Genomic DNA, 26560 nt, shown 5'->3' with positions numbered 1-26560 from the left:
ATCCATCGAGTCATTAATCTGCATTCGATACCTATTTCATGAAGGAGTGTGTATTCCCATGTATAAGCTGCTGACCGCTACGGTAGCCTTGCTGATCAGCTTCCATTGCCTTCCCATGCTGCCCCAAGTCGCTCACGGAAAAGCAGCCCCGTCCCAGAACAGTCCATCCATGCTGCCGGTGACCGATGGAGATGCTTATCGCTCAAGTCATCATGCCTTTGCAGCACCCGTTATCCTGCTTGACGTAGGCCATGGCGGTATTGACGGTGGTACCTCAGCCCAAGGTGTGCTGGAAAAAGATATCAATCTTGCCATCAGCCAAAAGGTCTATCTCCTGCTTCGCAGCAAAGGGTATGCCGTCATCATCAATCGACTTGGTGATTATGCACTTAGCGATGAGAACCGCTGGCTGAACAGCCGCTCCCGTCACACCAGAGATCTTGCCCAACGTAAAAGTCTGAGCGAAGAAGTGAGTACAGATATCGTAGTTAGCATCCATGCGAACTGGAGTTCAAAATCGTCTACACATGGCCCGGTAGTACTACACCAGAAGGAAGGCAGAAGTTATTTGCTGGCCCAATCCATTCAGGATGCCTTGAACGAGTTATGCGGTACGGGGCGCGGAGTGGTGTGGGGCAAGCCCTTCTATATGTTGAATTATGTGAAGCAACCAGCCGTTATCGTGGAAACCGGATTTTTGAGCAATGCCGCAGATCGAGCCCGGATGAGTGATCCCGCTGAACAAAAACGAATTGCTCAATCCATTGCGAGCGGCATTATTTATTACCTGTCGGTAGTGTAGGAGTCGCATGCCAGTCCCACACTTCACGAACAAGATCACCAATGCCCACAAATTCAACCTGACCCTGAAGGCGGAAGACGGATTCACGAATTACTGCGGATGTATTCATTCCCGAATGACCGACATGACCAATGACAACACAGATATCCTTGTCGATCGCACGCTGCGCAGCCAGATCCATTTGCTTGCGAATGTGCTGCTTGGAGTTTTGATCATCCAGGAAAATATCATTACCTACAGGTGGCATATTTTTGGATACGGCCAGTTCCCCCACCACGGAGCGAAAGTTCGTACGACTGTCTACAAAGAAGAGGCCCCGCTCCTTGCATACATCGAGCACAATGGACATGATGCGTTTGTCCGAAGTGATTTTGGAACCCATATGATTGTTCATGCCAATGGCGTGGGGCACATCATCAATCGCTTTCTCCACGCGTGAGCGGACTTCTTCATCGGTTAGATTGGATGTGATTGCACCCGGGCCCAGCCATTCAGGTCGTCCTTTCTTGGGTTCCATGGGCATGTGTACAATCACATCCATCCCCTTTTCATGTGCAGCTATCGCATCTTTCTTCGTTGTTGGCAAAAAAGGCATGACCGCTACCGTTAGTTTAACTGGCATCGCCAGGATCTCTGCCGTACCCTTCATGTCATTACCAACATCATCGATGATAATCGCTAACCGTTTCTGATTCGATGTGGACTCTGAAGCTGCCGCTGTCCCTTCTGCCGATATGCCTGCGTAAATCACAATTAAAAATGCCATGATACCTGCAATTAATCGATAAATCTTTCTCTGCACCTTCATCATGATTCCCTCCCCGTAACTTCTGTGATCTCATTGTTTGATAATGAAGGGAGGAATATGTAAGCCAAAGCCTTCCTTAATAACAACATCCCCGCCAATGGAGACCTGCCTCTTGAGGGAATCTTGAGGGAACAACGCCATCATCCCCGTTTTCACCTTTACATTCAGACAAGAACTGGCATTGAACCATAGAGAAAAGAGATTAATTAGAAAAAATACTGTAATTTGTCAGGTTTTCAGTTAAGGAATTATTTAGTAGAATCAACAAATGAAAGAGGTTATGTGCTGCATTTCTTTCCTATGATTTATGGAAGGAGGTTTTGAAAGGGTTTACATAAAATAAATACCAGACAATCCGCTATTCTTGTTTGTTATCCCTGGTCGCGGTTTCTCATGTAACCATTTACCATTATCGAGGAGGATGAAAGTAGTGAAATTCAAACTAAAAAAGACGATCAATGTTCTTTTAGCCTGCTTAACAGCTCTGCCCCTCATGCTAAGTCCTACACAAGTTTCGGCGGCAAGTGATGCCAACATTAATTTGTCCTCGGAAAAACAGCTGATTAAGGGCTTTGGGGGCATTAACCTTCCTGCCTGGATTGGTGATCTGACTCCCGCTCAACGTGAAACTGCTTTTGGTAATGATCAGAATCAGTTAGGCTTTTCAATTCTCAGGATCTACGTCGATCCAGATTCTAATAACTGGTACCGTGAAGTTGCCACAGCCAAACGGGCTATTGAAAAGGGGGCTATCGTATTCGCATCCCCATGGAATCCTCCGAGTAGCATGGTTGAAACGTTCAACCGCAATGGGGACACCAATGCCAAACGTCTGAAATACGACAAATATGCTGCATATGCTCAACATCTGAACGACTTTGTAACCTACATGAAAAATAACGGCGTAAATCTGTATGCCATTTCTGTGCAAAATGAACCGGATTATGCTCATGACTGGACCTGGTGGACTCCACAAGAGATCCTTCGATTCATGAAAGAAAATGCCGGGTCCATTCAAGGTACCAAAGTCATGGCGCCTGAATCATTCCAGTACTTAAAGAACATATCCGACCCAATCCTGAATGATCCGCAGGCACTTGCCAACATGGACATTCTGGGAGCACATACGTATGGAACCCAGATTTCGAATTTCGCCTACCCTCTCTTTAAGCAAAAAGGAGCCGGTAAAGAACTGTGGATGACTGAGGTGTATGTTCCGAACAGTGACAACAACTCAGCAGACCGCTGGCCTGAAGCACTAGACGTTTCCTATCACATGCACAATGCCATGGTAGAAGGTGATTTCCAAGCCTATGTGTGGTGGTACATCCGCAGACAGTATGGTCCGATGAAAGAAGACGGTACCATAAGCAAACGCGGGTATAATATGGCTCATTTCTCTAAATTCGTGCGTCCAGGCTACCTGCGAGTCGATGCAACGAAAAATCCGGATACGAACACCTTTGTCTCAGCCTACAAAGGTGATAACAAAGTAGTCGTGGTGGCGATTAACCGTGGAACTTCAGCCACAAGCCAAAGATTCGTTCTGCAGAATGGTAATGCCTCCACTGTGTCCTCATGGATTACAGACAGCAGTCGCAACCTGGCAAGTGGAACCCCGCTTACCGTATCCAATGGAGCCTTCACGGCACAGCTCCCGCCTCAGAGCGTAACAACGTTTGTTGCCAACATTACTGGCGGAAATAGCGGCGGGAATACAGGCAGTGGCACTACGTATGAAGCCGAGACCGGAACGTCACTTACGGAAGCCGCCATTGAAACAATCTACCCCGGTTACACTGGCTCCGGGTATGTTAACTTCAATGCGATGACTGGTTCGGCCATTCAATGGAACGGCATTAATAACACTATAACAGGTACCAAAAACGTAAAGTTTCGTTATGCGCTGGAAAGCGGCACTCGGAACCTCGACATTTTTGTTAACGGAACCAAAGTCATCAGCAACGAGCCCTTTCCGGCTACGGGAAGCTGGTCCACTTGGGTTGAAAAAACAATACAGGTCCCCATGAACACAGGGACCAATACATTGAAAGTGGTCACCACTGGATCGGAAGGACCGAATATTGACAGCGTTAATGTTACCGCAGCACAATAAACGTTCCGTATGGCTGATGGAAGACATTTGCTGTACATGCAGCTAAGCACTAACCTCTTGGGTACTCAAGTCTAAAGTTAGTGTTATATCAAAAAATGCAAAAAAAGACTCCTTAAGCGTTAGCTTGAGGAGTCTTTTTATTAGATGCGGTCGAGAGGACTCGAACCTCCACGGGGGGTTAGCCCACACGGACCTGAACCGTGCGCGTCTGCCAATTCCGCCACGACCGCTTATTGTATCTCCGTCATCAATATCGGCGACAAGAAATAATATATCATGCGGAATCTATCATGTCAACACTGAAAATAATAACAATAAAGCCCGAACCAGACGTCCATGTCGATTCGGGCTTTATCTTTAACTACAAATTACAGCTTGGAAGGCCAGTTGCCATACCATGCATAACCGCCTCTTCTTTCTTTATCAATATCACTTAATTTGTATTTTACTACCCCGTCACGACCAATAAAGATTGGTTTATCCGTTCCTATCTCATAGAAGCGTGCCCATATTGGTGCAGCTTTGGAATCAGCGATAATTTTGCTATCTCCATTAGCTCTTTCATACTTGTAACCCGTAATTTTCACCTTGTTTAACCATGCCTCCGCTCCTTTAATGGATGCGGTAATTTTAGCGTTAGCAGGTCTGGTTTTCAGAAATTTAACAATCGTTACACTCTCTCCAGCTGTCAGAGATGGCACTTCGTAGATTCTTGCGCTCGCTGGTTTAAGGGAACTGGAATCATGTTGTTGTCCCCATGCTGTCAGCTTACCACCTGAAACGACCTGTGTATTCAGAATCGCCTCCACACCTTTGGCAACTGAATTTTTACTGCGATTAGCAAGTGTGCTGTCGATAAACGAGAAATCACCTTTGCGAGCTGCTACTTCATCCAGCATGATCATTACATTAATCATGGCATCATCATTGTAAGTGATGTGCTTGTGATATCCGGAGCTTTGGTAGACTTGTGGCCATCCGCCGTTTGAATACTGCATGTTGATCAAAAAGTTAATTCCTTTGATTGCAGCTGTGGAGTATCGCGGATCATTCGTCTTTTTAAATTCCTTCGCCAATCTTTTAATTTCTGAATATGTAGCCTTGTTGTCTATCGTGGACTTCGCCCACTCTCCACTTGTCTGTTTATAATCTTTTCTCCAACCTCCATCCGGCAGCTGGTTCTTCAAAATATAAGAAATACTCGCTGTAGTGCCCGATGCATCCGCAGCAGATACCGTCCCTACAGGGAGAACTGCCATTCCAACTGCTGAGAACACCATCGTACATGCCAGGACAAAAGTAATTATTTTCTTCGCTTTCAAATGTAACACTCTCCTATGTTCATTTTTATAAATCTTCCACTTCTACTTTACCTATGATACGCGTCCCTAAACCTCCTGTATTTGTATTTATCGCATAATAAAATAATTTCAATCCAATATATGGATTTGATAATCAGATAATATGCAAAAAATCTATTTTTGTCAATATATGCAACTTAATGAATATAATTTCTTTAATTCTACATAACGGGATAGTCCTTTTAACTCATGACAAACCTATTTATTTATCCAAATTCGTCTTAAACGAATCAATAATGACGTTTTTGTCATGAATGATACCCAAACTTGGTCCCTTCTTTCATATAAAAACCTTAATTCCGCTAACATTGAGGTATTACGAAGGGTTTTAAATGGGTTTGACATTTACGTATTTATGCAATATAGTTTCAAATAGTTACAAAAACTTAATTATTCATTGCCGAGTTTCATGTTTGAAAACGGGGGAACCAATTTGGGTGAATTATTCTTATACATAGGAAATATAGGGAACCTTCTACCGAACCCTTAGCTAACTCCGTAGGCATCGAAGGGAGAACATTGATTTTGAAAAAACTGATTATCTCCATTTTTGGAGCAGCTGTATTACTTACATCCGGGGCAACAAGCACAGAGGCAAGCAGTATCAACTCCGTAGTGAACAACATGACAGGTATTCCTTACAAATGGGGTGGCACGACTGTAGCCGGCTTCGACTGTTCCGGGTTTATGAGATATCTTTTCAACAAATACAGCATTGAATTGCCACGTACTTCACAGCAGCAATCCAAAGCAGGTACTCCCGTATCCAAAAGCAACATTCGCACAGGTGATCTGGTGTTCTTCAATACAACGGGCAAAGGCATTTCACATACAGGTGTATATATCGGCGGAGGACAATTCGCTCATGCTTCCAGCAGTAAAGGGGTAAGCGTCACAAAGTTATCGAATCCATACTTCAATGACCGCTACGTAACAGCACGTCGAGTAACTGGACAGTTTATGTACGATAAAATGTTGGGTAAAATGTAATTCACATACAAAAAGGCATCGGTTATAAAACCGGATGCCTTTTTTGTACTTAAAAATGTATGTTGCATTGCTTACTAATGCAGCGCCTTCTGCACTCGCATCGCGCCCTGAGACAGGGCATGTCCGCCTCCTACAGCTCCAGCCACCGCAACGGTCTCCATAATCTCCTGATCTGTTGCACCCTTGGCACGGGCTTCTTCTACATGGTAGAAGGTACATACCTCATTGTTGGCAAACAATCCAATACCGAGCGCAATTAGCTGTTTTGTCTTGGCATCAATCACGCCTGGCTGGAAACATTCTCCCGTAAATTCATGATACGACTTAACCACATCTGGCAGCACATCACTTAATGCTCCAATCTGATCCTTGTAGGCATGAACTTTATCATTCATCAATGTCATGGCTTTTAGCACACCCTCTCGGCTATAGTTACAGATCTTCCTCACTGTACCTATCTTCTCTCCCAAGTGAGTCAATTATGCCAAGAAATCATGGTAATTCCAAACATTTAAACGCTCAAAGTTCCTGCTCAATTATAAGCGATTGCTATTCACTAAGTGGACTCTGGCGCGGCTCGCTGAACAACTGATATCGGTAACTGCGATCAAGCTTAACGACACGTCGATTCTGACGCCGGATAAGTACCTGCTCGCCATCCCAGGCAACTACAATTCCTGTGACATCGTTAGATTCCAGCTCGTCCCTCACTACTCTTACTTTCTCACCTGACAGACGCAGAGCGTCCAGTTCTGTATCACTGATCATGTTCATGGCTCCTTATATTCCAAATTTATTCACAAAAAGAGACCTAAATGAAATGTCATTTAGGTCTCACGTGACTGTATTAGACTGTCATGTCATTCGAAATTATGTCCCGACTGAAAGTTACCGCTGCGCGTGCTCTTTGCTGTCGTTCTTCTCGAACCAAAAATCAAGCACTTTGGCGGACATCACACGTTCTTCAAGGTACTCCACTTGATGCGGTGTAAATTGTTCTTTCCAAGAGAAGGACAACTCTTCGCACAAGCCCACAATCGTCAGTAATTCTGACCAGGCAACATAGCGTTTGTACCAGAAAAATTGAGGATGTTCAAGCATATAGGGATAAAGGTCATCGAATTCCGTATGTTTACAATCCAGGGCACGTTCAAAATGAACTTTCGATTTCGCCAGCTTATCAATAAAAAATTGTTCTGTTGTCGGTTGGTTCCCCATGGTGTTGCCTCCTCTCCCTAACATAACCCCATTATAAATGAAATCCGCGGTCATGCAAAGGAATAGTTCAAAAAATAGGCCCTATTCCTTTAAAATGTCACATTTCGTTATCGTCAAATTGTACCGTTCCATCGTTCAGGGAACGGATGCGTACCAAGGCTTCCACCGGAATACCCTGTTCACGAATCGTGCGTGCCCCCGCCTGAAAACATTTCTCGACCACAACGCCGAATCCGACGAGTTCCGCACCGGAACGTTCAATAATTTTGATCACTCCACGAGCGGCATCTCCATTGGCAATGATATCATCAATGAACAAAATACGGTCATTCTCATGAATGAACTCGCGGGATACCATGATGTCTGTTACGATTCCTTTGGTAAAGGACGGTACACGTTCGCAGTAAGCATCAGGATCAGCCAGAAGCGTTTTTTTGCGACGGGCGAATACAAGCGGCACCCCAAGTTCATGGGCTGCTGCAAAAGCAACCGGAATTCCTGAGGATTCTACCGTAATTACCCGAGTCACTCCACTTTCACGAAAACGGGCAGCAAACTCCCTGCCCATCTCCATCGTTAATGCAGGATCAATCTGATGGTTCAAGAGACCATCCAGCTTTAATACCTGATCTGAGATGACGACACCTTCTTGTAAAATTCGTTGTTTCAACACTTCCATGATTTGACCTCCCAAGCCTATCCTATGAGGTAAAAGTATCATATATCTATCTATAAGTTCAAGCGAAATTGCCTGGGTACTATCGCTACGATGCAATTCAAAGCCAGAGCTTGCTATCCATTGTCATGACTTTCGTGGGTCAAGCATACCTTGTACTATGGTACCCGCATGTCCAAACTATACAGGGGCCTGAGAGGGGAAACACATGAAACAGGCATTTCGGGTGCTGCAGATCGCATTTACATACATTGGAACGGTGGTCGGAGCCGGCTTTGCAACAGGGCAGGAAATATTGCAGTTTTTTACCCAGTATGGCAAATGGGCCACCATCACTATAGGCTTATCCACCATGCTCTTTGTCTGGTTAGGTACCAAAATGATGCTGATCGCTCACGATACCGGGTCCCGCTCTTATGAGGATTTGAACAAACATTTATTTGGCTACAAAGCGGGCAAATGGATCACATGGGTGACCCTTCTCATTCTCATCGGCGTGAACAGTGTCATGCTTGCCGGAGCAGGTTCCGTTTTTGTTGAACATTTGGGTTTGCATTATCAGACAGGTCTGATCGTCACACTTATAGGTACATATCTGCTTCTTGGTCGTGGTATTCAAGCCATCCTTCAGATGAATAGCATCGTCGTGCCCATGATGCTCCTGTTATCTCTGCTCATGATAACTAGCACCCTGAATCATCCAGGTGCATCCCGATTCATAACGCTGACAACAGACTCAAACCCTTTTCAGGTGTGGTTATCTCCACTGCTGTATACTTCATTTAATCTGGTGTTGGCCCAAGCCGTTCTAGTACCCTTGGGTAACCAGATTCATAGTCGGAGTGTCCTTAAATGGGGCGGAGTAATTGGCGGAATTGGTGTAGGTTTCATGCTGATGGCAGCTCACTTCGCCATGTCAGCGCAGATGCCAGGCATCATCCAATTCGAGATCCCGATGGGCAGCATTGCCTTTCAACTCGGGTGGGCAGTGCAATCTGTATATGTATCCCTTATTTTTATGGAAATATTCAGTACATTTGTAGCTGACATCTATGGCATGACCCTGCAACTCAGACAACATATACGGGTGAATCCCCGTTTTATTACATTAACCATTATGCTGTTGTGTTACTCACTCAGTCAGTTTGGATTCAGTTCTCTGCTATCCATCCTTTACCCGATCTTCGGAAGTATGGCACTGATCTGGGCTGTCAAATTAATACTGAACCGCTGGGGCGCCTTTCGTGGACGCAACAATATATAAATCTCACGGTTAAGTACTTCATGAATATGAGCATCAATTGGTTCATGACCATAGCTCATTCTGCGTAATCTATCCTTAAAGATCACAAAAAGCCGCTGTTTCGCACAGCGGCTTGCACTTTTTGCTCTCTTTTTCTAGGCTTGACTGGGAAACTGCAGATACATCTTTTTCAGCTCATTCACCGATCTGCCGAGCGAGTAATGTGTCTTGGCTTTTTCACACGCCGAACGGGCAAGCTCATAACGGTAAGCCGGGTCCAGCATTACCTTTTCGAGCGCTTCAGCCAGTGCAGAAGGATCTTCTGCGGGTACGAGCAATCCATTGCTACCATTCTCGATCTGTTCGGATATACCCCCTACATCCGTGCCGACAAGAGCCAGACAACTCAGAGCCGCTTCTGCAAAGACAGAGCCAAATGCTTCTGCCCGTGAAGGCAATACAAAAATATCGAAGAATGGCATGAATTCCTCAGGATGAAGTGTATAACCATAGAAAATGGTCTCATTATAGATCCCCAATCGCTGCGCCAATTCTTCCAGATCAGGACGAATCGGTCCATCTCCAATAATATGTAACACGTAATCATGACCTCGGCCCTTCAGTTCCGCACAGGCTTTGAAAAGAATGTCCAACCCTTTCGCCGGAACAAGCCGACATACCGTCACCAGCTGTGGTATCGCATTATCATGAGGAATCGGCTTAAACCGCTTCTCATCAAATCCATTGGGAATCACACCGATGACATCAGGTTCCCTCACGTAGGGAGCCAGATAACGACGGAACGAATCCGACACCGTCAAGAGACGTTCTGCCTGATGTTCCAGCTCACCATATATCGCAAGCAGGAATCTGTGCTCCGGTCCATCCGTTTCAATGCGTCCATTAAGGATTAATTCTCGCTCATAACTAGAGTGAATCGTCTGGATGAGGGGTGTATCCGGGAAAACCGTTTTCATCGCAAGTCCTGCAATTGGGTGGTGGGCATGGATCAGATCATAGGGCTTCTGAATACGCAGTTTGGTCCACCATAGATAATCACGATAGGTTTGGATATATTTTTGGACAACAGGACTATCCTCATATTCTGTCCAATCAAACGTTTCGAACTGAACTTCCTCTCTGCCCTTGTTGCGAATTCGCTTCGGCAACGAGAACAGATCCATTTCCCACCTCGGGGTTGTAAATCTCTCTTGCATATACGGAATCATAGAGGATACACCTCCGGGCTGCTCCGGAGGAAAGAAAAGCGCCTGCAGCAATTTCACCGTTAGTTTCCCCCTTTCTAACTTACGTACTGCCCTACTATCCATTATGACATAGGGAAGCCGGAACATCTATATTACGTTAGATAGTGCAAACTTTTGGCTATTTAAACCGCTCAATCAAATCTAAACTGACCAAGCTTTTGTTCACCAACTCGTATACACAACATATTCATGACACGTTCCCCTCAGAAGCAAAAGCTTTAATTCAGCAGTCAATTGCTTGCGGTTGTCGTCAACATATTCATTGGATAACCAGATTTCAGCTCAGTAGCTCCACGGGCTTCTCATATGTACTGTAACCATCGGTCTCCCCCAAAAAAGTATACCCGTTCCGCGCGTAAAAGGAGTTCAACGTAGCATTGCTCGCTCCACAATCTAACCGAACCGTATGTTTGCCTTCAAATTGTATGCCGCTGCTGGACCATTGCAAAATGGATCGTCCTAGACCGCTCTGAGCATATTTTCTTCGAATCGCTAGCCGATGCAGATAAATTGCGCCATCCTCGACATGAGCTTTTGAACCCCAAAGTTGAATATCCCAAGGGCTTGGCTGAACCAAAAGGATGACCATCCCCGCTACGTCCGCTCCTTTTTTAAATACAAACACATCCCCACGCCGAATCGCCCCTGCCGTATCATGTGAATCTTCACCTTTAAGCAAAGCGTTCCATTGGGAAGAACCTCGGCTCTGTAACCATTCGGCTGTCTCCACAAGCAACGACATCACATCCTCCGTATCTTCCGGCTTCGCCTGAACCGCTTGAAAACCATCATTAATATATTCGCTACTGATCCTGAATGAGTGCATCATTGTTCTCCTCCGCTTCCTGATCTCTGTTAAACTAATGGTACTATACCGGGAAATGGATTTTTCGTCAAAATGAGAACAAAAAAAGGTAAAAGGCAGCTGCCTTTTACCCATCTATTCTGGCTTCATCAATAATCTGATTTCGATACAACATCGTAAGGTGCAGGGTATCAAACTCCATTTCCTTGTCCAATTCCTGCATCAACACTTCGACCAGGCTCTTTCGCTGCACGCTGGTTCCAGGAACCTCGTAATCAATGTATCCCGTCAGATCGGATTGAGAAGTGTCTATTGTTGCTGTTCCCACAGGCAATCCACCTCGTTCCTGAAGGAACAGCTCATATACCCGGAACTCCCGATCTTTACGCTTCAGCATGACATAACATGTTTCTTCAGCAGCTTCCAGCTCATCCAGATCAGTATCATCGGTATCCTCAAACTCCTCGGAGAAATCGCGATGTATCCACTCTAACGTCTCAAGTTCGTTGCCTTGATGCCACATGCGGATCGTAATCGTATCGATGATGTCCTCATCCAGCTCTCTGACCAGTAACTCTGCCGCAGCTTCCAATTGATTCTCTTCCGGCTCGTCGTACCAGTGTATTTCACCTTGTACATCAGCGCCATATTGTTTTAAGGAAGCTTCTGCAAGTTCCTCTCCTTCGACATCATTGAATATATAAGTCGATATGCTGCGTCCTGCGCTTACCATTTCCATCTCCAGAACCTGATCCCGATCTTCATATGTAAACGATTCAGCTTGTGAAACAGGGATTACCTTACTTTCACTGCTGTCTATATCGTCATAACTGCCTTCGTCATGGTTCATGTCTTCAGACGACCACATTGTCTCTGGCTCAGGCTTATGCAAAACCGAATGTAATAAGCCACAACTAACCAGCACTTCATAATATGCAGCTTCCAACGCATCTGCAAGAGATCGGACATAGGCATGCACTTTTTCCACGATACGTTGCTCTGTATCATCCCGAAGAGACTCCTGCTCGATCTGCAGACTACCTGATAAACGATCTCCTTCTCTGTACACAAGAAAAAGTGAGCCTGCATATTGACCATTGACCATCACGTCCTGTACTTCTCCACCTGATGTCCGCAGGTCTGCAACCAATTCCACATCATATTTCATCACGCGTCCTCCTCCATTCCTAACGTTATTCTCTTAGGATGCCCCTGAGGACGGTAGATTATGAGGGAAGCGTGCATTTCAAATATAAGATGTACGGTTAGACGGATAACACATATTTTTGGATTGCGTGTGCCACACCCTGCTCGTTATTGGAGAGTGTAACCTCGTCCGCAGCAGCTTTCACCTCGTCCGGTGAGTTATCCATGGCAATGCCTTTGCCCGCAAAGGTCAGCATCGTAATATCATTGAAATAGTTACCAATGGCCATGATCTCCGAAGGCAAGATTGCTTTGGATTCAGCAAGCCTTTTCAGTGCAGCGCCTTTGGACGCTTCGGGATGCATCAGATCAATAAAAAAGTCACCACTCCGTGTCATATAATAAGGCAGATTCCAGGTAGACCATTCCTGAAGTACTGCATCCATCTGTTCAATTGGACCAAATGCAGTAAACTTCGCCAGCGGTTCTGTCATGTCAACCCACTTGGGTAACTTTAGTGGCTCTGCCATGAAGTTGTAGTACATCTCACGCACCTGCAACCCCAAACCTTCCGGTTGATCCACATACAGACCAAATGCTGTATTGATGTCAAAATGTACTCCATTGGTTCGACAGTAGGATATGATCGGCTCCAGTCCCTGTCCATCTAATGCAAAATGATGAACAACCTCACGGGTATCCACTTGCGCGGTAACGGCGCCATTATGCGTAATCACATATCCATCCAGTCCCATCTGCTCCATAAAAGGAATCGTGTTAGCAGGACCTCTACCTGAACACAGGACAATCTCTGCTCCCTGACGGGAAGCTTGAATCAAGGTCTCCTGAGTCCATTCGGTAAGTTCATGATGATCATTCAGCAGTGTTCCATCTACATCAAGTGCAATTAATTTATAAGTCATCTGGCTTCATCCTCATCTCCTGTAGTAATCGCACCCACCCAAACCCTCCCTTCCGAGGGAGGGCCCCAGAGGGCTCTGCCCTCTGGACTCCCGTCTTGCTAACCGTGGTAGGTCGGGTCTTGCTATGTCACGGTGGTCGTCGGAACGCTTGTTGCTGGTCACACCGCTGGTCAGCGGCGGTCCCAGCCAAGCTTAACCGTGACCATTACGGGCAGGGCTTCGCTTTCTGCCCGACTCCCTGCTTCACTTCGTGAAGGTCGGGAGCTTTCTCGCCTGCGGCGGTTAGTATCGGAGCTTCGCTTCCCTCCACGACTCCCTGCTTCACTTCGTGAAGGTCGGGAGCTTTCTCGCCTGCGGCGATTACTATCGGGGCTTCGCTTCCCTCCACGACTCCCTGCTTCACTTCGTGAAGGTCGGGAGCTTTCTCGCCTGCGGCGGTTAGTATCGGGGCTTCGCTTCCCTCCACGACTCCCTGCTTCACTTCGTGAAGGTCGGGAGCTTTCTCGCCTGCGGCGGTTAGTATCGGGGCTTCGCTTCCCTCCACAACTCCCTGCTTCACTTCGTGAAGGTCGGGAGCTTTTACTTCCGCAGAAGGCTCAACTCATCTGCGGTTAGTTCACGATAGCTTCCGATAGCAAGATCGGAAGCTAGTTCAAGCTCACCCATGGCAACGCGTTTCAGATAGACCACTCGCTTGCCTACCGCCTGAAACATACGTTTTACCTGATGAAACTTTCCTTCGTGAATAATGAGCGAGATCGACGAGATCGTGCCTTCTTCCGTTTCTTCCTGACCAAGTATAGTCAGTTCAGCCGGCAGCGTCTCGTATCCGTCATCCAATTGAATGCCCGCCTTGAAACGTTGCACATCCGCTTCATCGACGTTTCCCAGTACACGGGCTTCATAGGTTTTGGGCACATGCTTGCGTGGAGATAACAGATCATGGGCAAGTGGACCGTCATTCGTGAGAATGAGCAGTCCCTCTGTATCCTTATCCAGTCGTCCCACAGGAAACGGATTGAAGACACGATCCTCTTTGCGCAGCAGATCCAGTACCGTCTTATCTCTGTTATCCTCCGTAGCAGACACAACACCCGGAGGTTTATGCAGCATCAGATAGATCATCTCCCGATACACAATCCGCTCGCCATCGGCTTCAATGACGTTGACCTCGGGATTCACCTGAACACCACTGTCTTTCACCGCTTTGCCGTCCACATGGATTCTGCCTTGCTTCACCATCTTTTTGAGTTCACTTCGTGTTCCCACACCCATATGACTTAATATTTTGTCCAGACGCAGCGTTTGTTTGCCTTTTCCACTCATACCGATGTCCACCTCCAGCCTGCCGGATATTCATTCTTCAGTACACCATCCAGCCATTTCCCCCAGCCAGCGGCATAACCATCTACACATACAAGAACGTACCCTTTGGCAAACGTATCCGCCTTGAGTACCACTCGTTCTTCTTCAATATTTAACGTTTCACCCTTGAGGTATCTCACGGCTTCGCCGTCAGCGGATGACAGATTTACGCTTCGCCGTGCCTCAGATGCATTTAGAGCACACGCAAGCGGGTGGGACGGAACAAATCGTCCATTCTTGATCGTGCCCATAAACCACCCTGGACGAATGACTTTCAGTCCCTCCAACCGTGCTGCACCAACCGATGATTGATACACCCGATCTCCATAACATACCATCTCTCCAGTTAACTCAATCTCCAATTGTTCTTTCATAAACTGAGTGTAGATCGCAACCGGATCTATACTTGCCGGATCAACTCCGCGTCCCTGACCCCGTTCCGATTTACGTCCACCGTAATCTTTACCTTTTTTGCTCTGTCTACCCGGATTCTTACCTCCCACTTGTCTGTCATGGGAATCTCGGGATTCGATTCGCAATAAACGTTCCTTTTTACGATCAGCCTTGGTCATAGCAATTGAAGAAGCAGCAATAGAGTGATCCTTGTTCCCCTCTACTTCAATCCTGGACACATCCACGACCTGTCCATACTCCATTGCTCCTTCTTTAACTACTCCAGGTTGATCTGTTTCTAATCCTTGCTCTGCACGATGCTGCAACACAGCGACATAATGTCCCTCTCCTTCCAAAAGGTGAGGCCACAACCTTGCGGTACCACGCGTTTGATCCAGCACAGCTTCTGTCTCTTCTGCCTTCTCCGGCATCATCTGACGTACCCATTCCGGACGTCCTGGAGCAAATCCTGTCTCTTCAGGAATGTCCATTACTACGAAATCATGGTTTACATTCAGGAACTCCGCAATCATCGCTTCGTTTTCCTCCGGTGCAAAGGTACATGTCGAATATACGATGGTTCCTCCCGGGGCCAGCAATCGTGCCGCAGTCTCCAAAATATCCCGCTGCATGAGCACACATTTTTCTACCGAATGATGTTCCCACGATTTCACCATGTCTTCATCCTTGCGGAACATACCTTCACCTGAACAAGGCGCATCAATTAATACTTTGTCAAAATAATGAGGAAATGCGTTCGCGATCCGCTCTGGCGACTCATTCAACACAACGGCGTTACGCACTCCGTACAATTCCACGTTCTTGGCTAGCGCTTTTGTGCGTTCAGCATGGATATCGTTCGTGACAAGTACACCCTTGCCTTGCAGCTTTGCAGCAATCTGTGTTGTTTTCCCTCCCGGGGCAGCACACAGATCAAGCACGCGATCTCCAGGCTCCACCTGCAATAATTCAACGGGAGCCATTGCACTTGGTTCCTGTATATAATACAGACCTGCATGATAATAAGGGTGCAGTCCCGGTTTAACACCATGAGGTACATAGAATCCTGTCTCACACCACGGAATAGGTCTTAGATGAAACGGAGCAATCTCATCGAATTGTTCCATCGATATTTTCAGCGTATTCACTCGCAGTCCCGCATGAGGAGACTGTTCATAAGATTTCATAAATAGTTCAAACTCATCACCCAGCAAACTTTTCATTCGCTCAGCAAATATCAAAGGTAACTTTACACCCATATTCCCACTCATCCTGTCTTGGTAAGATTGCAATATCGTTTTATTTTATCATATCCAAGCTTTGCTTTCCTATCATATCGTATCTATTCCACTACAGCGTGTAATGTAGTATAATGGCAAGTAGATTGATTCCTGAGCAAAAATTCGGGTGTTTATGCATATTATCCCAACCTTTATTTTTGCCCAAACTATATTTCGATATGATCGATGGGGGATGTCCAATGAAATCCAAGAAGAAAAAGAAAAGTGCTGCGATCCTTATATTCCTGGGTATTTTAATCATTATGATTGCAGCACTGGTTGTCGTAGACCAGCAATCCAAGAAACAGATGGATTCAGTGGAAAATGCTTATGGCATCGCTGCTTCCAAGCTTAATCCAGCTACAAGGGAGCTACTTAGTGATCCTAACTATCAACAAATTATTGTACCCACTGATCTCAAAGCCAAAATCGATAACAAAGATAGCTTTTTTGTTTATTTCTTCGCTTCCGACTGCTCCCATTGCCGTGCCACAACACCTCAGTTAATGCCGTTGGTTGACAGCGAAGGTATCGAGCTTCCGCAGTTCAATTTGCGCGAATTCGAAGCAGGTTGGACCGATTACAACATCGAGTTCACGCCTACACTTGTCTATTATGAGGCTGGTGTCGAGAAGGACCGTATGGTTGGCGGACTGCAAGAGAATGGCAGTGACCAGGGTTACACGCTGGATGATTACAAACAATTCTTCCAAAAATATAAAGGCAGTACCAATCCTTCGGCAAGCTAATTGATAGATCCGTTTCCACAAGTATCTACAAAATCAGGCATTTGTATCACCAGACACTGTTCTATAGAAGGACAAGCTGCGCCACGTGCAATCATCTGAGTATGACGCAACATTCAAAAACACCCCGATCATTCCCTTTACAGGAATCGTCGGGGTGTTTCATAACCATGAAACTTCATATCCATGGGATTCTCATTTGAATGTAAACGCTGATTACGCTTCAACTTTTACTCTGATCCATCGCCTTCATCTTCTCTTCGTATATTCGCCCTCTGGTAGGACTCCGGCGTTGCGGAATATTAGGTTTTAGCTCAAGCGATCTTCTAGATATCTCCTGTTCTAAGACTTCATCAACAATTTGTATGGACAAATCCCTGTAAGTCACAGACTGAACATCTGATTGGGACAGTTGCTTCACGATTTCCTGTACATCCCGTACCAAAGTCCCAAGGTCAATGCCCAGAATCGTAGCAGGATAAGGTTCCAGAAGATCAAGTGAGCTCTGTAACATCATCGTTCCTCCACGGAGGTTGCCATTCCTGAAGTGGTATAAACCAACCGCAATTTGCAACAACCCTTTATAGAGAGAATCCCGGTTCCGTTCAAGCCACAATTCTTCCAGCACCTCATGGCACTCGAAATAATCGTGATCCCGATTGAAGTAGATTAAATAGTCAATGTACAGTGGCTCAAAACTGATCATCCGGGTTTTCGCCCTTTCTGGCTGCATTCAGAAGTGCTTTCACATCATCCAGCAGATCTTTCAAGCCTTCCATATCATGACGCTCCCAGCAATCATTGAAACGTTTCTGCGCCTCAATTGCTTCGTTCACAAGATGGTAGAAATACAATTGATGTATGATGTTCAGTGTTCTTGACACGATATTGGAATCATCCTCGAAGGCCTTCTGTGCTTCCAGAATCTGCAGACGAATCGCAGACATCTCATTGTCCAGTATAAACGCGGCCTCAGCCGTTTTTTTCAGCCTGGTTCTCATGTCATCCGGTAACCCTTCCCGAAACTTGTAACTCAGAGAATGTTCAATGGTCGCCCAGAAGTTCATCGCGAGCGTACGGATCTGTATTTCGGCCAATACATTCTTTTGTCCCAGAGCCGTCTGAACGGGATATTCAATAATCATATGGAAGCTGCGATAGCCGCTCTCTTTGAAATTCGTAATATAATCTTTCTCAATTAATACCGTGAGATCCTTGCGGCCCCGAATATACTCAGCAACCCGACGAATATCATCCACGAACTGGCACATAATGCGGATACCTGCAATATCCTCAATGCCTGTTTCCACGTCATCAAGCGACACATTCAGTCGTCTGGATTTCTCCAGAATACTGGATATTTTTTTGACACGACCGGTAACGAATTCAATCGGGGCATACTCTTCCCTTTTTTTCAGCTCCGCCCGCATTGTCTTAAACTTGACTTTCAATTCCTCTACCGCTTGTTCATAAGGAAGTAAAAATGTACCCCAGTCTCTACCGTCCATGCTTATGCCTCCTGTCTCTATAGCTTCCCCTGTTCTATTCCATTATACATGATGTTTGGTGGGGGGAAGAGTCCCGAACCATTTTACGCTCTTCCATGCTTCTATATTTTCATTCCGGGGATTCACAATCCTTCTTAACGATGCTCCGCACCAACCGCTTCAGAGATATGACGATAACCGTCCTTGCGCAGTAACTCACGCAGTCCGGCATGAATACGCCGATTCACCTCAGGTCCTTCGTAGATCAATGCTGTATATATTTCGACCAGGCTTGCTCCGGCTTTAATTTTCTCGTATGCATCCTCACTTGTGAAAATGCCACCTGAACCGATAATCGGAAGTTTGCCTTCGGTCTGACGATAGATCTGGCGAATAATCTCCGTAGAACGCTCACGCAGAGGTTTGCCGCTCAGACCGCCAGTCTCCTTGGCATGTTGGTGGGAAAGTCCTGTACGACTGATGGTTGTGTTCGTTGCAATAATGCCAGCAACACCGCTGTCTGCAATTGTGCGAACCATATATTCAAGTTCCTGATCATTCACATCCGGTGCGATCTTCACCAGAACGGATTTTGTAGCTCCGCCCGCTCGTGCATGCTGCACGTTCATCTCGTTCATAACCGCTGCGAGCAGTTCCTTCAATTCATTCCCATGTTGCAGATTACGCAAATCCGGTGTATTTGGTGAACTGATATTAACCACGAACAGATCAGCAACATCGTATAGTGCCTGAATGCACTTCGAATAGTCCAAGTGAGCTTCCTCATTAGACGTCGCCTTATTCTTGCCGATGTTAACAGCCACTGGAATACGCCGATCCTGTAGACGTGAAAGTTCACCTGCCATTGCTTCCGCACCCAGATTGTTGAAGCCCATCCGGTTCACCAAAGCTTCATCTGGAGGCAAACGGAACAGCCGTGGCTGATCGTTACCTGGCTGTGCAAGTGGTGTCACGGTTCCCACTTCCATGAATCCAAATCCGATGGAAGAAAAACCCGTTACAGCCTGCCCGTTTTTGTCCAGACCCGCAGCCAGACCAACAGGTGTAGGGAAATGACACCCAAACATGTCAACAGCCAGATCAGACGTTTCACGAACGCCGTACATCACACGCAGTCCGGAAGGAACCGGACGGATGCTACCCATGCCACTAAGGCCGCCAATAATCAGATGATGGGCCTGTTCAGGGTCCATTTTGAACAACAAAGGTTTAGCAAGACTTCTGTATAACAAATCACTCACTCCGTTCTGGTCCGGTACGCCAAAAAGCCGTTTTCCGTCTTTTCATATGTAAAAAACACTCTACACACAAGTCTATCTGTTTCTTATTAAAAAGGAAAGTAGTTTGCGCATAGACAGCACAAATCGAATGATGCAAAATACTCACAAGAAATCCACCCGCCTACTGGAAATGACGAGTTGAATTCTTTACAATGAGAGCATGGTTACTCTACACCAGCTCTATTCCAAATAAGGAGGAATAACTCATGGCTCCCAAACGTAAACCACCTGCATTACAGCAAAAGAAAGAAGAAGTGAATCGCAAAGCCATTGCATGGACTGCAGCCAGTGTAGGCGGCTTGATTATCATCATTGGTGCTCTTATCATTATTGCCAACATGTAGATGATTCAGGCTGAATCCATCTGATTCTACATATCAAGCAGATCAATTCAGCCAGCGATACGTTTTGTTCGGATTATTTTGCTTTGGAACAAGCGTATGCTGATAACGCTGCTTTGCTTCTGGAACAAGCGTCAGATCTGGCAGTACATCTTCTCCAATGCGTACCGGAGTGCCTTGCGGAGCAAGAGCGAATAACTCTTCTACATCTCCTGTACGCATTCTCACACATCCAAGGGACTCATCCAGTCCGATGCTGTCTGGCTCGTTGGTCCCATGGATGGCATAATTTGTGTTGGATAACTGCATACCTCTGCTTCCAAATTCACCGTTCGAGCGTCCATTCGGATTGACCACTTTATCTGTAATGACAAATGAACCCTCCGGTGTTCGATCACCGCCAAGTCCCACATCATACATACGAACAATGGTATCCCCACTGATTAATGCAAGTTTATGTTTATCCTTATCAATGACAATCTCCAGCGGTTCCAGCAAAAAAGGCTGACCTCCCAGCGTATCTGCAAAAGCGGCATTTTTACCTTGAGACGAATTCGAAGATGTTGAACCATTCTCTTGACCACTCGAATCGCTCTTTCCTTCCCGTGCCTTTCCTTGATGCAAGGCTAGCAGCTTCGGAAACATCTCGGTCATACCTGGCGCAGTCTCTCCCAGAATATTGTTAGGAAATGGCTGGGCCATTTGCGTTATACTCTTGGGCCAAGCGTCATTTTTTTTACGATAGGCAACGATTGCACTTGATAATGATGCAGCGGCTTCCTGCTTGGCGGTCCACGCCAAGGCCATCTTTTTGATTTTCGGTGTAACTTCAGGAGGTTCACAGTTACATTGCTTGGCATCATAACTCTGTGCCGTTAATTTGCCGCTTGTACTGATTTGTACTATGTATTTCACAGGCATATTTCGCTTCCATAAAGACCAGTCATCCGAGGTTTGCATCCCCAGTACAGCAGAGGTCTCTACTTTTGGGCCAGACCCGGACCAGGCAGCTGCGAGCGCAGCCTCACCATAGTTGCCTCCACCAAATGCCGCAGCGGTGAACACATTACTTGATGGAATGGATGCAGTTCCAGCCTGTTGATCCGCTCCTACAGGGTCAGGGATCTCATCCGTGGACTCCAGTGCTGCTGACAGTGCGTCGGCCGCTTCACGACTGAAACCTGGAGCGTCCGCAGGTGGCAGACCTGCCAGCACAAGCAGCATGAACAACGTAAGCCACATTTTGCGCCTACGTTGTTTTTTCTCCTTTTGCTCAGACATTTCCACCAGCTTCTCCTGATAGTCCACCCAGATGTCAGCAGGAGCTTTACTGCGTTCAAATGCCTCGTAAACCTCGCCCGCTTGCTGAAAACAATAATTGGCTTTGGCCTCCTGTCCTTCGCCCAAGTACTCCTTTCCAAGCAAGTACCACGCCATTTTATTGTCTGGATGTTTCTTGACATATGTTCTTAGATGAGTATTTTGCATCCGATCCTCCACTATTTTCCCTTTTTCCGTATATCAATATATATCGGCATAATCAGGCTCCGAATCCATAGGACTTGAGTACCCGGTGGGAAAAAGGCATTTCGACAATGTTCGTCCTTGATCCACAGTCAGATAATCACAGTTAAATAAAAAAAAGCACTTTCCCTTGTCGTTAAGACAAAAGAAAGTGCTCTGTGTTCATGTGAGAAAACCTTAGCCTTCTTTATTGAAAGGCTCGTCCGCTACTTTGATTGAATCTGTAGGGCAGCCGTCGCATGCATCCTGCATATCGTCAAACAAGTCGTCTGGAATAGCTTTGACACCATGGTTAGCATCGCCATCAAAGATCACTTCTGCCAAACCTTCATCATCGTAATCGTAGATGTCTGGAGCCGTTGCTCCACAAGCGCCACATGCGATGCATGTGTCTTTTTCAACCCAAGTATATTTACTCATTTACATTCTCTCCTCCTAAAATTCGAAACGTACAGTGTTTTTATCTAGGAAACATATTAAACCAAAGTAAGGATAATTACAAATCATTTTGCAACCACAAGTCTCTATTATCCCTTATTTAATCAAGACTTTGCAAGTTATCTTTTTGCAGGGAAGTACCGCGCACTTTATGATTACGAAGTAGCACGGAAGGATCATCTCCAAGCATGCCTGCGGTCACAACAGCATTCTCACCGAACTTATCACGTAACTGATCCATAATCCGAATCAGATTGTCCTTCTTGGGCTTCTGTTCATATTCGAACAAGTCCATCTGTACAGCGGATTCCTCTCTTGGAATCAGGTTTTGAAGTGTCACACCCAGCATGCGTACAGGCTTGCCACTACCCCAATGCTTCTCAAATAGTTTACAGGCCTCACGGTATATGACCGTTGCATCCTCCGTAGGTACTTCCATTAGACGTGACCGGGTGATTGTCTTCATATCCGGTGTGCGGATCGTAATCTGAATCCCCTGGCTGAACATTTCGTGCTTGCGCAATCTTCTGGCTACCTGGTCACTTATATTGAGGAAAACCCGGTGAATCTCATTCATATCCGATACATCCGCCGGTAAAGTGGTTGTATGCCCAATGGATTTATTGGCCTCACGTTCCGCGTGAACTGCGGAATGGTTAATGCCATTCGCAGAATTTTTGAGCCATGCTCCATTAACTCCGAATAGTTCGGTCAACATGTTCTCATCTGACTTGGCCAATTGACCAATCGTTTCAATGCCCAGTTTTTTCAGCTTTTCAGCCGTTTTTTTGCCAATGCCAAACATCTCGTTACATGGTCTGTGCCAAAGAATCCGGGGTACGTCTCTCATACGTAAAATGGAGATACCGTTCGGTTTTTTCAGATCCGAAGCCATTTTCGCCAATAATTTGTTGGGTGCAATACCAATGGAACAAGGAAGTCCCAATTCATCCTTGATTCTGCGCTGAATGCTCTCCGCAATCTCCATCGGATTCCCGAATTGCCTTGAGCCTGTAATATCAAGATAACACTCATCAATGGATGTAGCCTCAAGTTGAGGGGTATAACTATACGCAATCTGCATGAACGCTCTTGAATATTGACGATATAAATGAAAATCAGGACGAATCACAATGAGATCAGGGCACTTTTTCATGGCTTGGTGGACAACCATACCTGTTGAGATGCCTCGATTACGAGCGGCGTATGAGCAGGTTACAATTACACCCTTTCGCAGTTCACTGCTGCCCGCAACGGCCGTTGCTTTTCCTCTATATAAATCTGGTTCCTCGGCTTCATGTACAGAGCAGTAAAAAGCATTCATATCCACATGCAGAATCACCCGTCCGGCTGTAGGGTAGTATTGATCCACATTTGCTGGAGGATTGCCGTCTGAAGACATCATGAACCCCCGCCCTTTCATGCACACTAATTAATGAAAACTAAATTACTTTCTTCTATAGTATATCAAACCCGTTATGTTAATTCAGTCACGAGCATTTATTTTCTGCGAGATCGGATCAGAGACCGAATGATCAACCAGCCTACACTCACAAAAAATATCAAAGTGATCAGGGCAATAACTGTATTTTCCCATACAAAACTCAAAATCACCCCTCCTTTTCTTCCATATATTCCAATTGAAAATCAATAATAGATTATAACATACATTCGGATTATGATTACCATCCTTCTTTTTTCTCTAAAATCCGTTAATTGTTACATGAAACTGCGATTTCTATGTAGCATTTGGCTATAATGGTGCTATAATAATTAATTATACAAATCGACGACTTTAGGACAAATCAGCGCACCCAGTTTAACACAGTGTAGCGTTGCCGAATCGAAGGATTCGTCAACTTCTAAAAGAGCGCTTCATCTCAAAGGAGGATCTTCATGTCAAAGGCCATTTCCATCTTCGATACGACTTTACGTGACGGCACACAAGGGGAGGGTGTCAGCTTATCGGCAGACGACAAACTCAAAATTGCCAAGAAGCTTGATGACCTGGGTGTCCATTATATTGAAGGCGGAATTCCCGGCAGCAATACCAAGGACATTGAGTTTTTCAAAAGAGTCAAGGAATTAAACCTGAACGCAAAGGTTGTTGCTTTTGGCAGTACCCGCCGAAAAGGCAGCGTTGCTAGTGAAGACGCCAACCTGAAGCGCATGATCGAATCTGGTGCCCAGGCTGCAACCCTGGTCGGTAAATCATGGGACTTCCATGTGCATACCGCTTTGCAGACTACATTGGAAGAAAACTTATCCATGATCTTTGATTCCATCGCCTATCTTAAACAAAATGGTATGGAAGTGATCTTTGATGCAGAACACTTCTTTGACGGATTCAAACATAATCCGGAGTATGCTCAAGCGGTCTTAACCAAAGCTCACGAAGCTGGAGCGGACTGGCTCGTTATGTGTGATACGAACGGTGGGACGATGCCAAACGAGGTGCACGAGATCGTATCCACACTGCATAGAAGCCTGCCTCATGCACATCTCGGCATCCATACACATAATGATTGTGAACTGGCTGTGGCCAACACACTCAGCGCTGTACAAGCCGGAGCCCGTCAGGTGCAAGGGACGATGAACGGTTATGGAGAGCGTTGCGGTAACGCCAATCTCGCATCCATTATCCCGAACCTGCAACTGAAGCTCGGCTATGAATGTGTTACTGAGGATTCCATGAGACAACTTACAAACGTGGCTCGTTATGTTAGCGAGATTGCCAATGTGAATATGCCGATTAATCAGCCTTATGTCGGCAATGCTGCTTTTGCTCACAAAGGTGGGATTCACGTCTCTGCCATCCTGCGGGATTCACGTACCTATGAACACATTGCGCCTGAACTGGTCGGTAACAAGCAACGTGTGCTGGTCTCGGAACTTGCCGGACAAAGTAATATTGTATCCAAAGCGCAGGAACTGGGGCTTGAGTTCGATCCAAGCAGTGCCAATTCACGTCAGATTATTGAGAAGATCAAAGACCTGGAGCATCAGGGTTATCAGTTCGAAGGTGCTGATGCCTCGCTCGAATTGTTGATTCGTGAAGCGAACGGTGACATGAAAGAATTGTTCACTTTTGAATCATTCAAAATGCTTGTGGAGAAAACGGCGGGCAAATCCGTTGTTTCTGAAGCTTTTGTCAAACTTAATGTAGCTGGAACAAGTGTTTATACCGCCGCTGAAGGTAACGGTCCGGTGAACGCACTCGATAACGCGCTTCGGAAAGCACTGGTACAATACTTCCCTTCACTCGCCAATATGCATCTGTCAGACTACAAAGTGCGTGTACTGGATGAGAAGGATGCCACAGCCGCTAAAGTTCGTGTATTGATCGAATCCAAAAATACGGAAAACACATGGAACACTGTCGGTGTATCCGAGAACGTCATTGAAGCAAGTTGGGAAGCGCTCGTTCACAGTTTCCGCTATGCTTTGCTTCAAGAAAAATTGCAGGATGAGCCGGACACACTCCCAATTCCTGCTCACGGGATAAGCAACCACTAATAAAGCTTATTTCCCGGTAAATAAAAAGGAAGCCTTCGTATCCATGAATCATGGGTAAAGGAGGCTTCCTTTTTTACTGAAAATTAATTTGCGACAAGCTTTTTAATCTTACGTTCCAACTCTTTCTCGGGCAATATGCCCAGAACAATCTCCTGTATAACTCCTCTGGAGTCAATCAGAATGTTCGTTGGAAAAGCCACCCCATTGTATTGAGCATACACAGTTCCCTTCTCATCCAAGGGAATAGGGAATGTCAGTTGGTATTCATCCACAAAAGCTTTGGCATCCTTGAGTTTATCGTATGACGTTACATTTACCCCATACATGTCAAGCTTATCCTTGTATTTCGCAGCCATTCTGTTCAGCTCTGGAGCTTCCTGTTTACATGGCTCACACCAGGATGCCCAGAAACTGACGAACGTGGCCTTATCTCTGGTCCCGCCCACACTGTACGTTTTCCCATCCATTGCTGTCAGAGAAAATGCAGGTGCCAGAAGACCCGCACGCGGCCCCGTTTCAGTAGGCATGGGTTCTTCCTGCTTAAATACGGCGGCAATGCCGTCACCCGCATTCTGGGCCACTGCAATACCAACCAGCAAGACAACACCAAGGAGTATGTATATATTTCGTTTCATAAACCCGCCACCCTTTTATATAATTAGCATATTGAAACTGAAACCGTAACCTGTACATGCTAAGTGTTTATCACGCTCTATGACGTTCATCAGAACTGATTCCCAAATGTTCTCTTTATTATTGTACCCTTTTCCTGTGAACTACACACCACCTAATAGGTGGGGTGCTTCTTGGTCA

27 protein-coding genes, 1 tRNA gene and 1 riboswitch are annotated in these 26560 nt (G+C 45.9%); of the genes, 8 read left to right on the top strand and 20 right to left on the bottom strand.

Features of this window, described 5'->3' with window-relative positions:
* Positions 1-58 precede the first annotated feature (58 nt).
* Positions 59-802, top strand: coding sequence for an N-acetylmuramoyl-L-alanine amidase family protein (locus tag J7E78_RS23895; protein ID WP_215078629.1), 744 nt, complete (start codon positions 59-61; stop codon positions 800-802).
* On the opposite strand, the gene J7E78_RS23890 is transcribed toward J7E78_RS23895, so the two are convergent.
* Positions 777-1568, bottom strand: coding sequence for a divergent polysaccharide deacetylase family protein (locus J7E78_RS23890; RefSeq protein WP_397330613.1), 792 nt, complete (start codon positions 1566-1568; stop codon positions 777-779). The two genes, J7E78_RS23895 and J7E78_RS23890, sit on opposite strands and share 26 nt — an antisense overlap.
* A gap of 463 nt (positions 1569-2031) precedes the next feature.
* On the opposite strand from J7E78_RS23890, the gene xynC reads away from it, so the two are divergent.
* On the top strand, positions 2032-3726 hold the full coding sequence (gene xynC / locus J7E78_RS23885) for a glucuronoarabinoxylan endo-1,4-beta-xylanase XynC (RefSeq protein ID WP_285229463.1): 1695 nt from the start codon (positions 2032-2034) through the stop codon (positions 3724-3726).
* Between the two features lie 145 nt (positions 3727-3871).
* On the opposite strand, the gene J7E78_RS23880 is transcribed toward xynC, so the two are convergent.
* Positions 3872-3956 (bottom strand) — tRNA-Leu (locus J7E78_RS23880).
* Between the two features lie 138 nt (positions 3957-4094).
* The gene (gene pelA, locus J7E78_RS23875; RefSeq protein WP_311517938.1) at positions 4095-5057 is read right to left on the bottom strand and encodes a pectate lyase; all 963 of its coding nucleotides are present in this window, start codon (positions 5055-5057) and stop codon (positions 4095-4097) included.
* 418 nt (positions 5058-5475) lie between these two features.
* A riboswitch (cyclic di-AMP (ydaO/yuaA leader) is annotated at positions 5476-5607 on the top strand.
* A 5-nt stretch (positions 5608-5612) separates the two neighbouring features.
* On the opposite strand from pelA, the gene J7E78_RS23870 reads away from it, so the two are divergent.
* A complete protein-coding gene (locus tag J7E78_RS23870) occupies positions 5613-6077 on the top strand; it encodes a C40 family peptidase (RefSeq protein ID WP_215078622.1) in 465 nt (154 codons plus the stop codon).
* A gap of 74 nt (positions 6078-6151) precedes the next feature.
* Here the strand turns inward: J7E78_RS23870 and J7E78_RS23865 are convergent, their stop codons facing one another.
* From J7E78_RS23865 to J7E78_RS23850, 4 genes are all read right to left on the bottom strand, one after another.
* On the bottom strand, positions 6152-6481 hold the full coding sequence (locus J7E78_RS23865; protein ID WP_215078620.1) for a carboxymuconolactone decarboxylase family protein: 330 nt from the start codon (positions 6479-6481) through the stop codon (positions 6152-6154).
* Between the two features lie 145 nt (positions 6482-6626).
* Positions 6627-6845 carry a hypothetical protein gene (locus tag J7E78_RS23860; protein ID WP_056700334.1) on the bottom strand — a complete coding sequence of 73 codons (219 nt, stop codon included), beginning with the start codon at positions 6843-6845 and terminating at the stop codon, positions 6627-6629.
* A gap of 120 nt (positions 6846-6965) precedes the next feature.
* The gene (locus J7E78_RS23855) at positions 6966-7295 is read right to left on the bottom strand and encodes a hypothetical protein (RefSeq protein WP_215078618.1); all 330 of its coding nucleotides are present in this window, start codon (positions 7293-7295) and stop codon (positions 6966-6968) included.
* 97 nt (positions 7296-7392) lie between these two features.
* Positions 7393-7974, bottom strand: a complete 582-nt coding sequence (locus J7E78_RS23850) for a xanthine phosphoribosyltransferase (protein WP_145319258.1) — start codon at positions 7972-7974, stop codon at positions 7393-7395.
* A gap of 205 nt (positions 7975-8179) precedes the next feature.
* Here J7E78_RS23850 and J7E78_RS23845 point away from each other — a divergent pair, with 205 nt between their 5' ends.
* Positions 8180-9235 (top strand): YkvI family membrane protein, encoded by a 1056-nt coding sequence (locus tag J7E78_RS23845; RefSeq protein ID WP_215078616.1) that lies wholly within the window; start codon positions 8180-8182, stop codon positions 9233-9235.
* A gap of 134 nt (positions 9236-9369) precedes the next feature.
* On the opposite strand, the gene J7E78_RS23840 is transcribed toward J7E78_RS23845, so the two are convergent.
* From J7E78_RS23840 to J7E78_RS23825, 4 genes are all read right to left on the bottom strand, one after another.
* Positions 9370-10500 (bottom strand): glycosyltransferase family 4 protein, encoded by a 1131-nt coding sequence (locus J7E78_RS23840; RefSeq protein ID WP_215078614.1) that lies wholly within the window; start codon positions 10498-10500, stop codon positions 9370-9372.
* Positions 10501-10759: 259 nt separating this feature from the next.
* Positions 10760-11308 carry a GNAT family N-acetyltransferase gene (locus J7E78_RS23835; RefSeq protein ID WP_215078685.1) on the bottom strand — a complete coding sequence of 183 codons (549 nt, stop codon included), beginning with the start codon at positions 11306-11308 and terminating at the stop codon, positions 10760-10762.
* Between the two features lie 106 nt (positions 11309-11414).
* Positions 11415-12455, bottom strand: coding sequence for a hypothetical protein (locus J7E78_RS23830; RefSeq protein WP_215078611.1), 1041 nt, complete (start codon positions 12453-12455; stop codon positions 11415-11417).
* Positions 12456-12552: 97 nt separating this feature from the next.
* Complete coding sequence (locus tag J7E78_RS23825) at positions 12553-13356, bottom strand: Cof-type HAD-IIB family hydrolase (protein ID WP_215078609.1); 804 nt, start codon at positions 13354-13356, stop codon at positions 12553-12555.
* Positions 13357-13488: 132 nt separating this feature from the next.
* Here J7E78_RS23825 and J7E78_RS23820 point away from each other — a divergent pair, with 132 nt between their 5' ends.
* Positions 13489-13971, top strand: coding sequence for a hypothetical protein (locus tag J7E78_RS23820; RefSeq protein ID WP_215078607.1), 483 nt, complete (start codon positions 13489-13491; stop codon positions 13969-13971).
* Here J7E78_RS23820 and J7E78_RS23815 read toward each other — a convergent pair.
* Both J7E78_RS23815 and J7E78_RS23810 read right to left on the bottom strand, forming a co-directional pair.
* Entirely contained in the window at positions 13936-14682 is a 747-nt protein-coding gene (locus tag J7E78_RS23815; protein ID WP_036670158.1) for a pseudouridine synthase, read from the bottom strand. The genes J7E78_RS23820 and J7E78_RS23815 overlap by 36 nt on opposite strands.
* Positions 14679-16373, bottom strand: coding sequence for an RsmB/NOP family class I SAM-dependent RNA methyltransferase (locus J7E78_RS23810; protein ID WP_215078604.1), 1695 nt, complete (start codon positions 16371-16373; stop codon positions 14679-14681). The genes J7E78_RS23815 and J7E78_RS23810 overlap by 4 nt, the downstream gene beginning before the upstream one ends.
* A 221-nt stretch (positions 16374-16594) precedes the next feature.
* Here J7E78_RS23810 and J7E78_RS23805 point away from each other — a divergent pair, with 221 nt between their 5' ends.
* Positions 16595-17143, top strand: a complete 549-nt coding sequence (locus J7E78_RS23805) for a thioredoxin family protein (protein ID WP_215078602.1) — start codon at positions 16595-16597, stop codon at positions 17141-17143.
* Between the two features lie 220 nt (positions 17144-17363).
* Here J7E78_RS23805 and J7E78_RS23800 read toward each other — a convergent pair whose 3' ends face one another.
* The 3 genes from J7E78_RS23800 to J7E78_RS23790 all read right to left on the bottom strand — a co-directional run bounded on the left by J7E78_RS23800 (position 17364) and on the right by J7E78_RS23790 (position 19880).
* The gene (locus J7E78_RS23800) at positions 17364-17846 is read right to left on the bottom strand and encodes a DUF309 domain-containing protein (protein WP_215078600.1); all 483 of its coding nucleotides are present in this window, start codon (positions 17844-17846) and stop codon (positions 17364-17366) included.
* Entirely contained in the window at positions 17833-18648 is an 816-nt protein-coding gene (yjbM, locus tag J7E78_RS23795) for a GTP diphosphokinase (protein WP_215078598.1), read from the bottom strand. The genes J7E78_RS23800 and yjbM overlap by 14 nt, the downstream gene beginning before the upstream one ends.
* A gap of 134 nt (positions 18649-18782) precedes the next feature.
* On the bottom strand, positions 18783-19880 hold the full coding sequence (locus tag J7E78_RS23790) for a quinone-dependent dihydroorotate dehydrogenase (protein ID WP_215078596.1): 1098 nt from the start codon (positions 19878-19880) through the stop codon (positions 18783-18785).
* Positions 19881-20134: 254 nt separating this feature from the next.
* Between J7E78_RS23790 and J7E78_RS23785 the strand changes: the two genes are divergently transcribed.
* A complete protein-coding gene (locus tag J7E78_RS23785; RefSeq protein WP_017689367.1) occupies positions 20135-20272 on the top strand; it encodes a hypothetical protein in 138 nt (45 codons plus the stop codon).
* Between the two features lie 42 nt (positions 20273-20314).
* Here J7E78_RS23785 and J7E78_RS23780 read toward each other — a convergent pair whose 3' ends face one another.
* The 3 genes from J7E78_RS23780 to J7E78_RS23770 all read right to left on the bottom strand — a co-directional run bounded on the left by J7E78_RS23780 (position 20315) and on the right by J7E78_RS23770 (position 23633).
* The gene (locus tag J7E78_RS23780; protein ID WP_215078594.1) at positions 20315-21757 is read right to left on the bottom strand and encodes a L,D-transpeptidase family protein; all 1443 of its coding nucleotides are present in this window, start codon (positions 21755-21757) and stop codon (positions 20315-20317) included.
* A 213-nt stretch (positions 21758-21970) separates the two neighbouring features.
* Positions 21971-22213: a ferredoxin gene (locus J7E78_RS23775; RefSeq protein ID WP_017689369.1), complete on the bottom strand. Its 243-nt coding sequence runs from the start codon at positions 22211-22213 to the stop codon at positions 21971-21973.
* A gap of 118 nt (positions 22214-22331) precedes the next feature.
* Entirely contained in the window at positions 22332-23633 is a 1302-nt protein-coding gene (locus tag J7E78_RS23770; RefSeq protein ID WP_036670145.1) for a DNA polymerase IV, read from the bottom strand.
* Between the two features lie 494 nt (positions 23634-24127).
* On the opposite strand from J7E78_RS23770, the gene cimA reads away from it, so the two are divergent.
* Positions 24128-25747, top strand: a complete 1620-nt coding sequence (cimA, locus tag J7E78_RS23765) for a citramalate synthase (protein WP_215078592.1) — start codon at positions 24128-24130, stop codon at positions 25745-25747.
* Between the two features lie 83 nt (positions 25748-25830).
* Here cimA and J7E78_RS23760 read toward each other — a convergent pair whose 3' ends face one another.
* Positions 25831-26382: a TlpA family protein disulfide reductase gene (locus tag J7E78_RS23760; RefSeq protein WP_215078590.1), complete on the bottom strand. Its 552-nt coding sequence runs from the start codon at positions 26380-26382 to the stop codon at positions 25831-25833.
* Positions 26383-26560 lie beyond the last annotated feature (178 nt).

Source organism: Paenibacillus polymyxa, from assembly GCF_018614975.1.
Lineage (GTDB): Bacteria > Bacillota > Bacilli > Paenibacillales > Paenibacillaceae > Paenibacillus > Paenibacillus polymyxa_E.
This window is presented reverse-complemented; position numbering and strand designations above follow the sequence as displayed.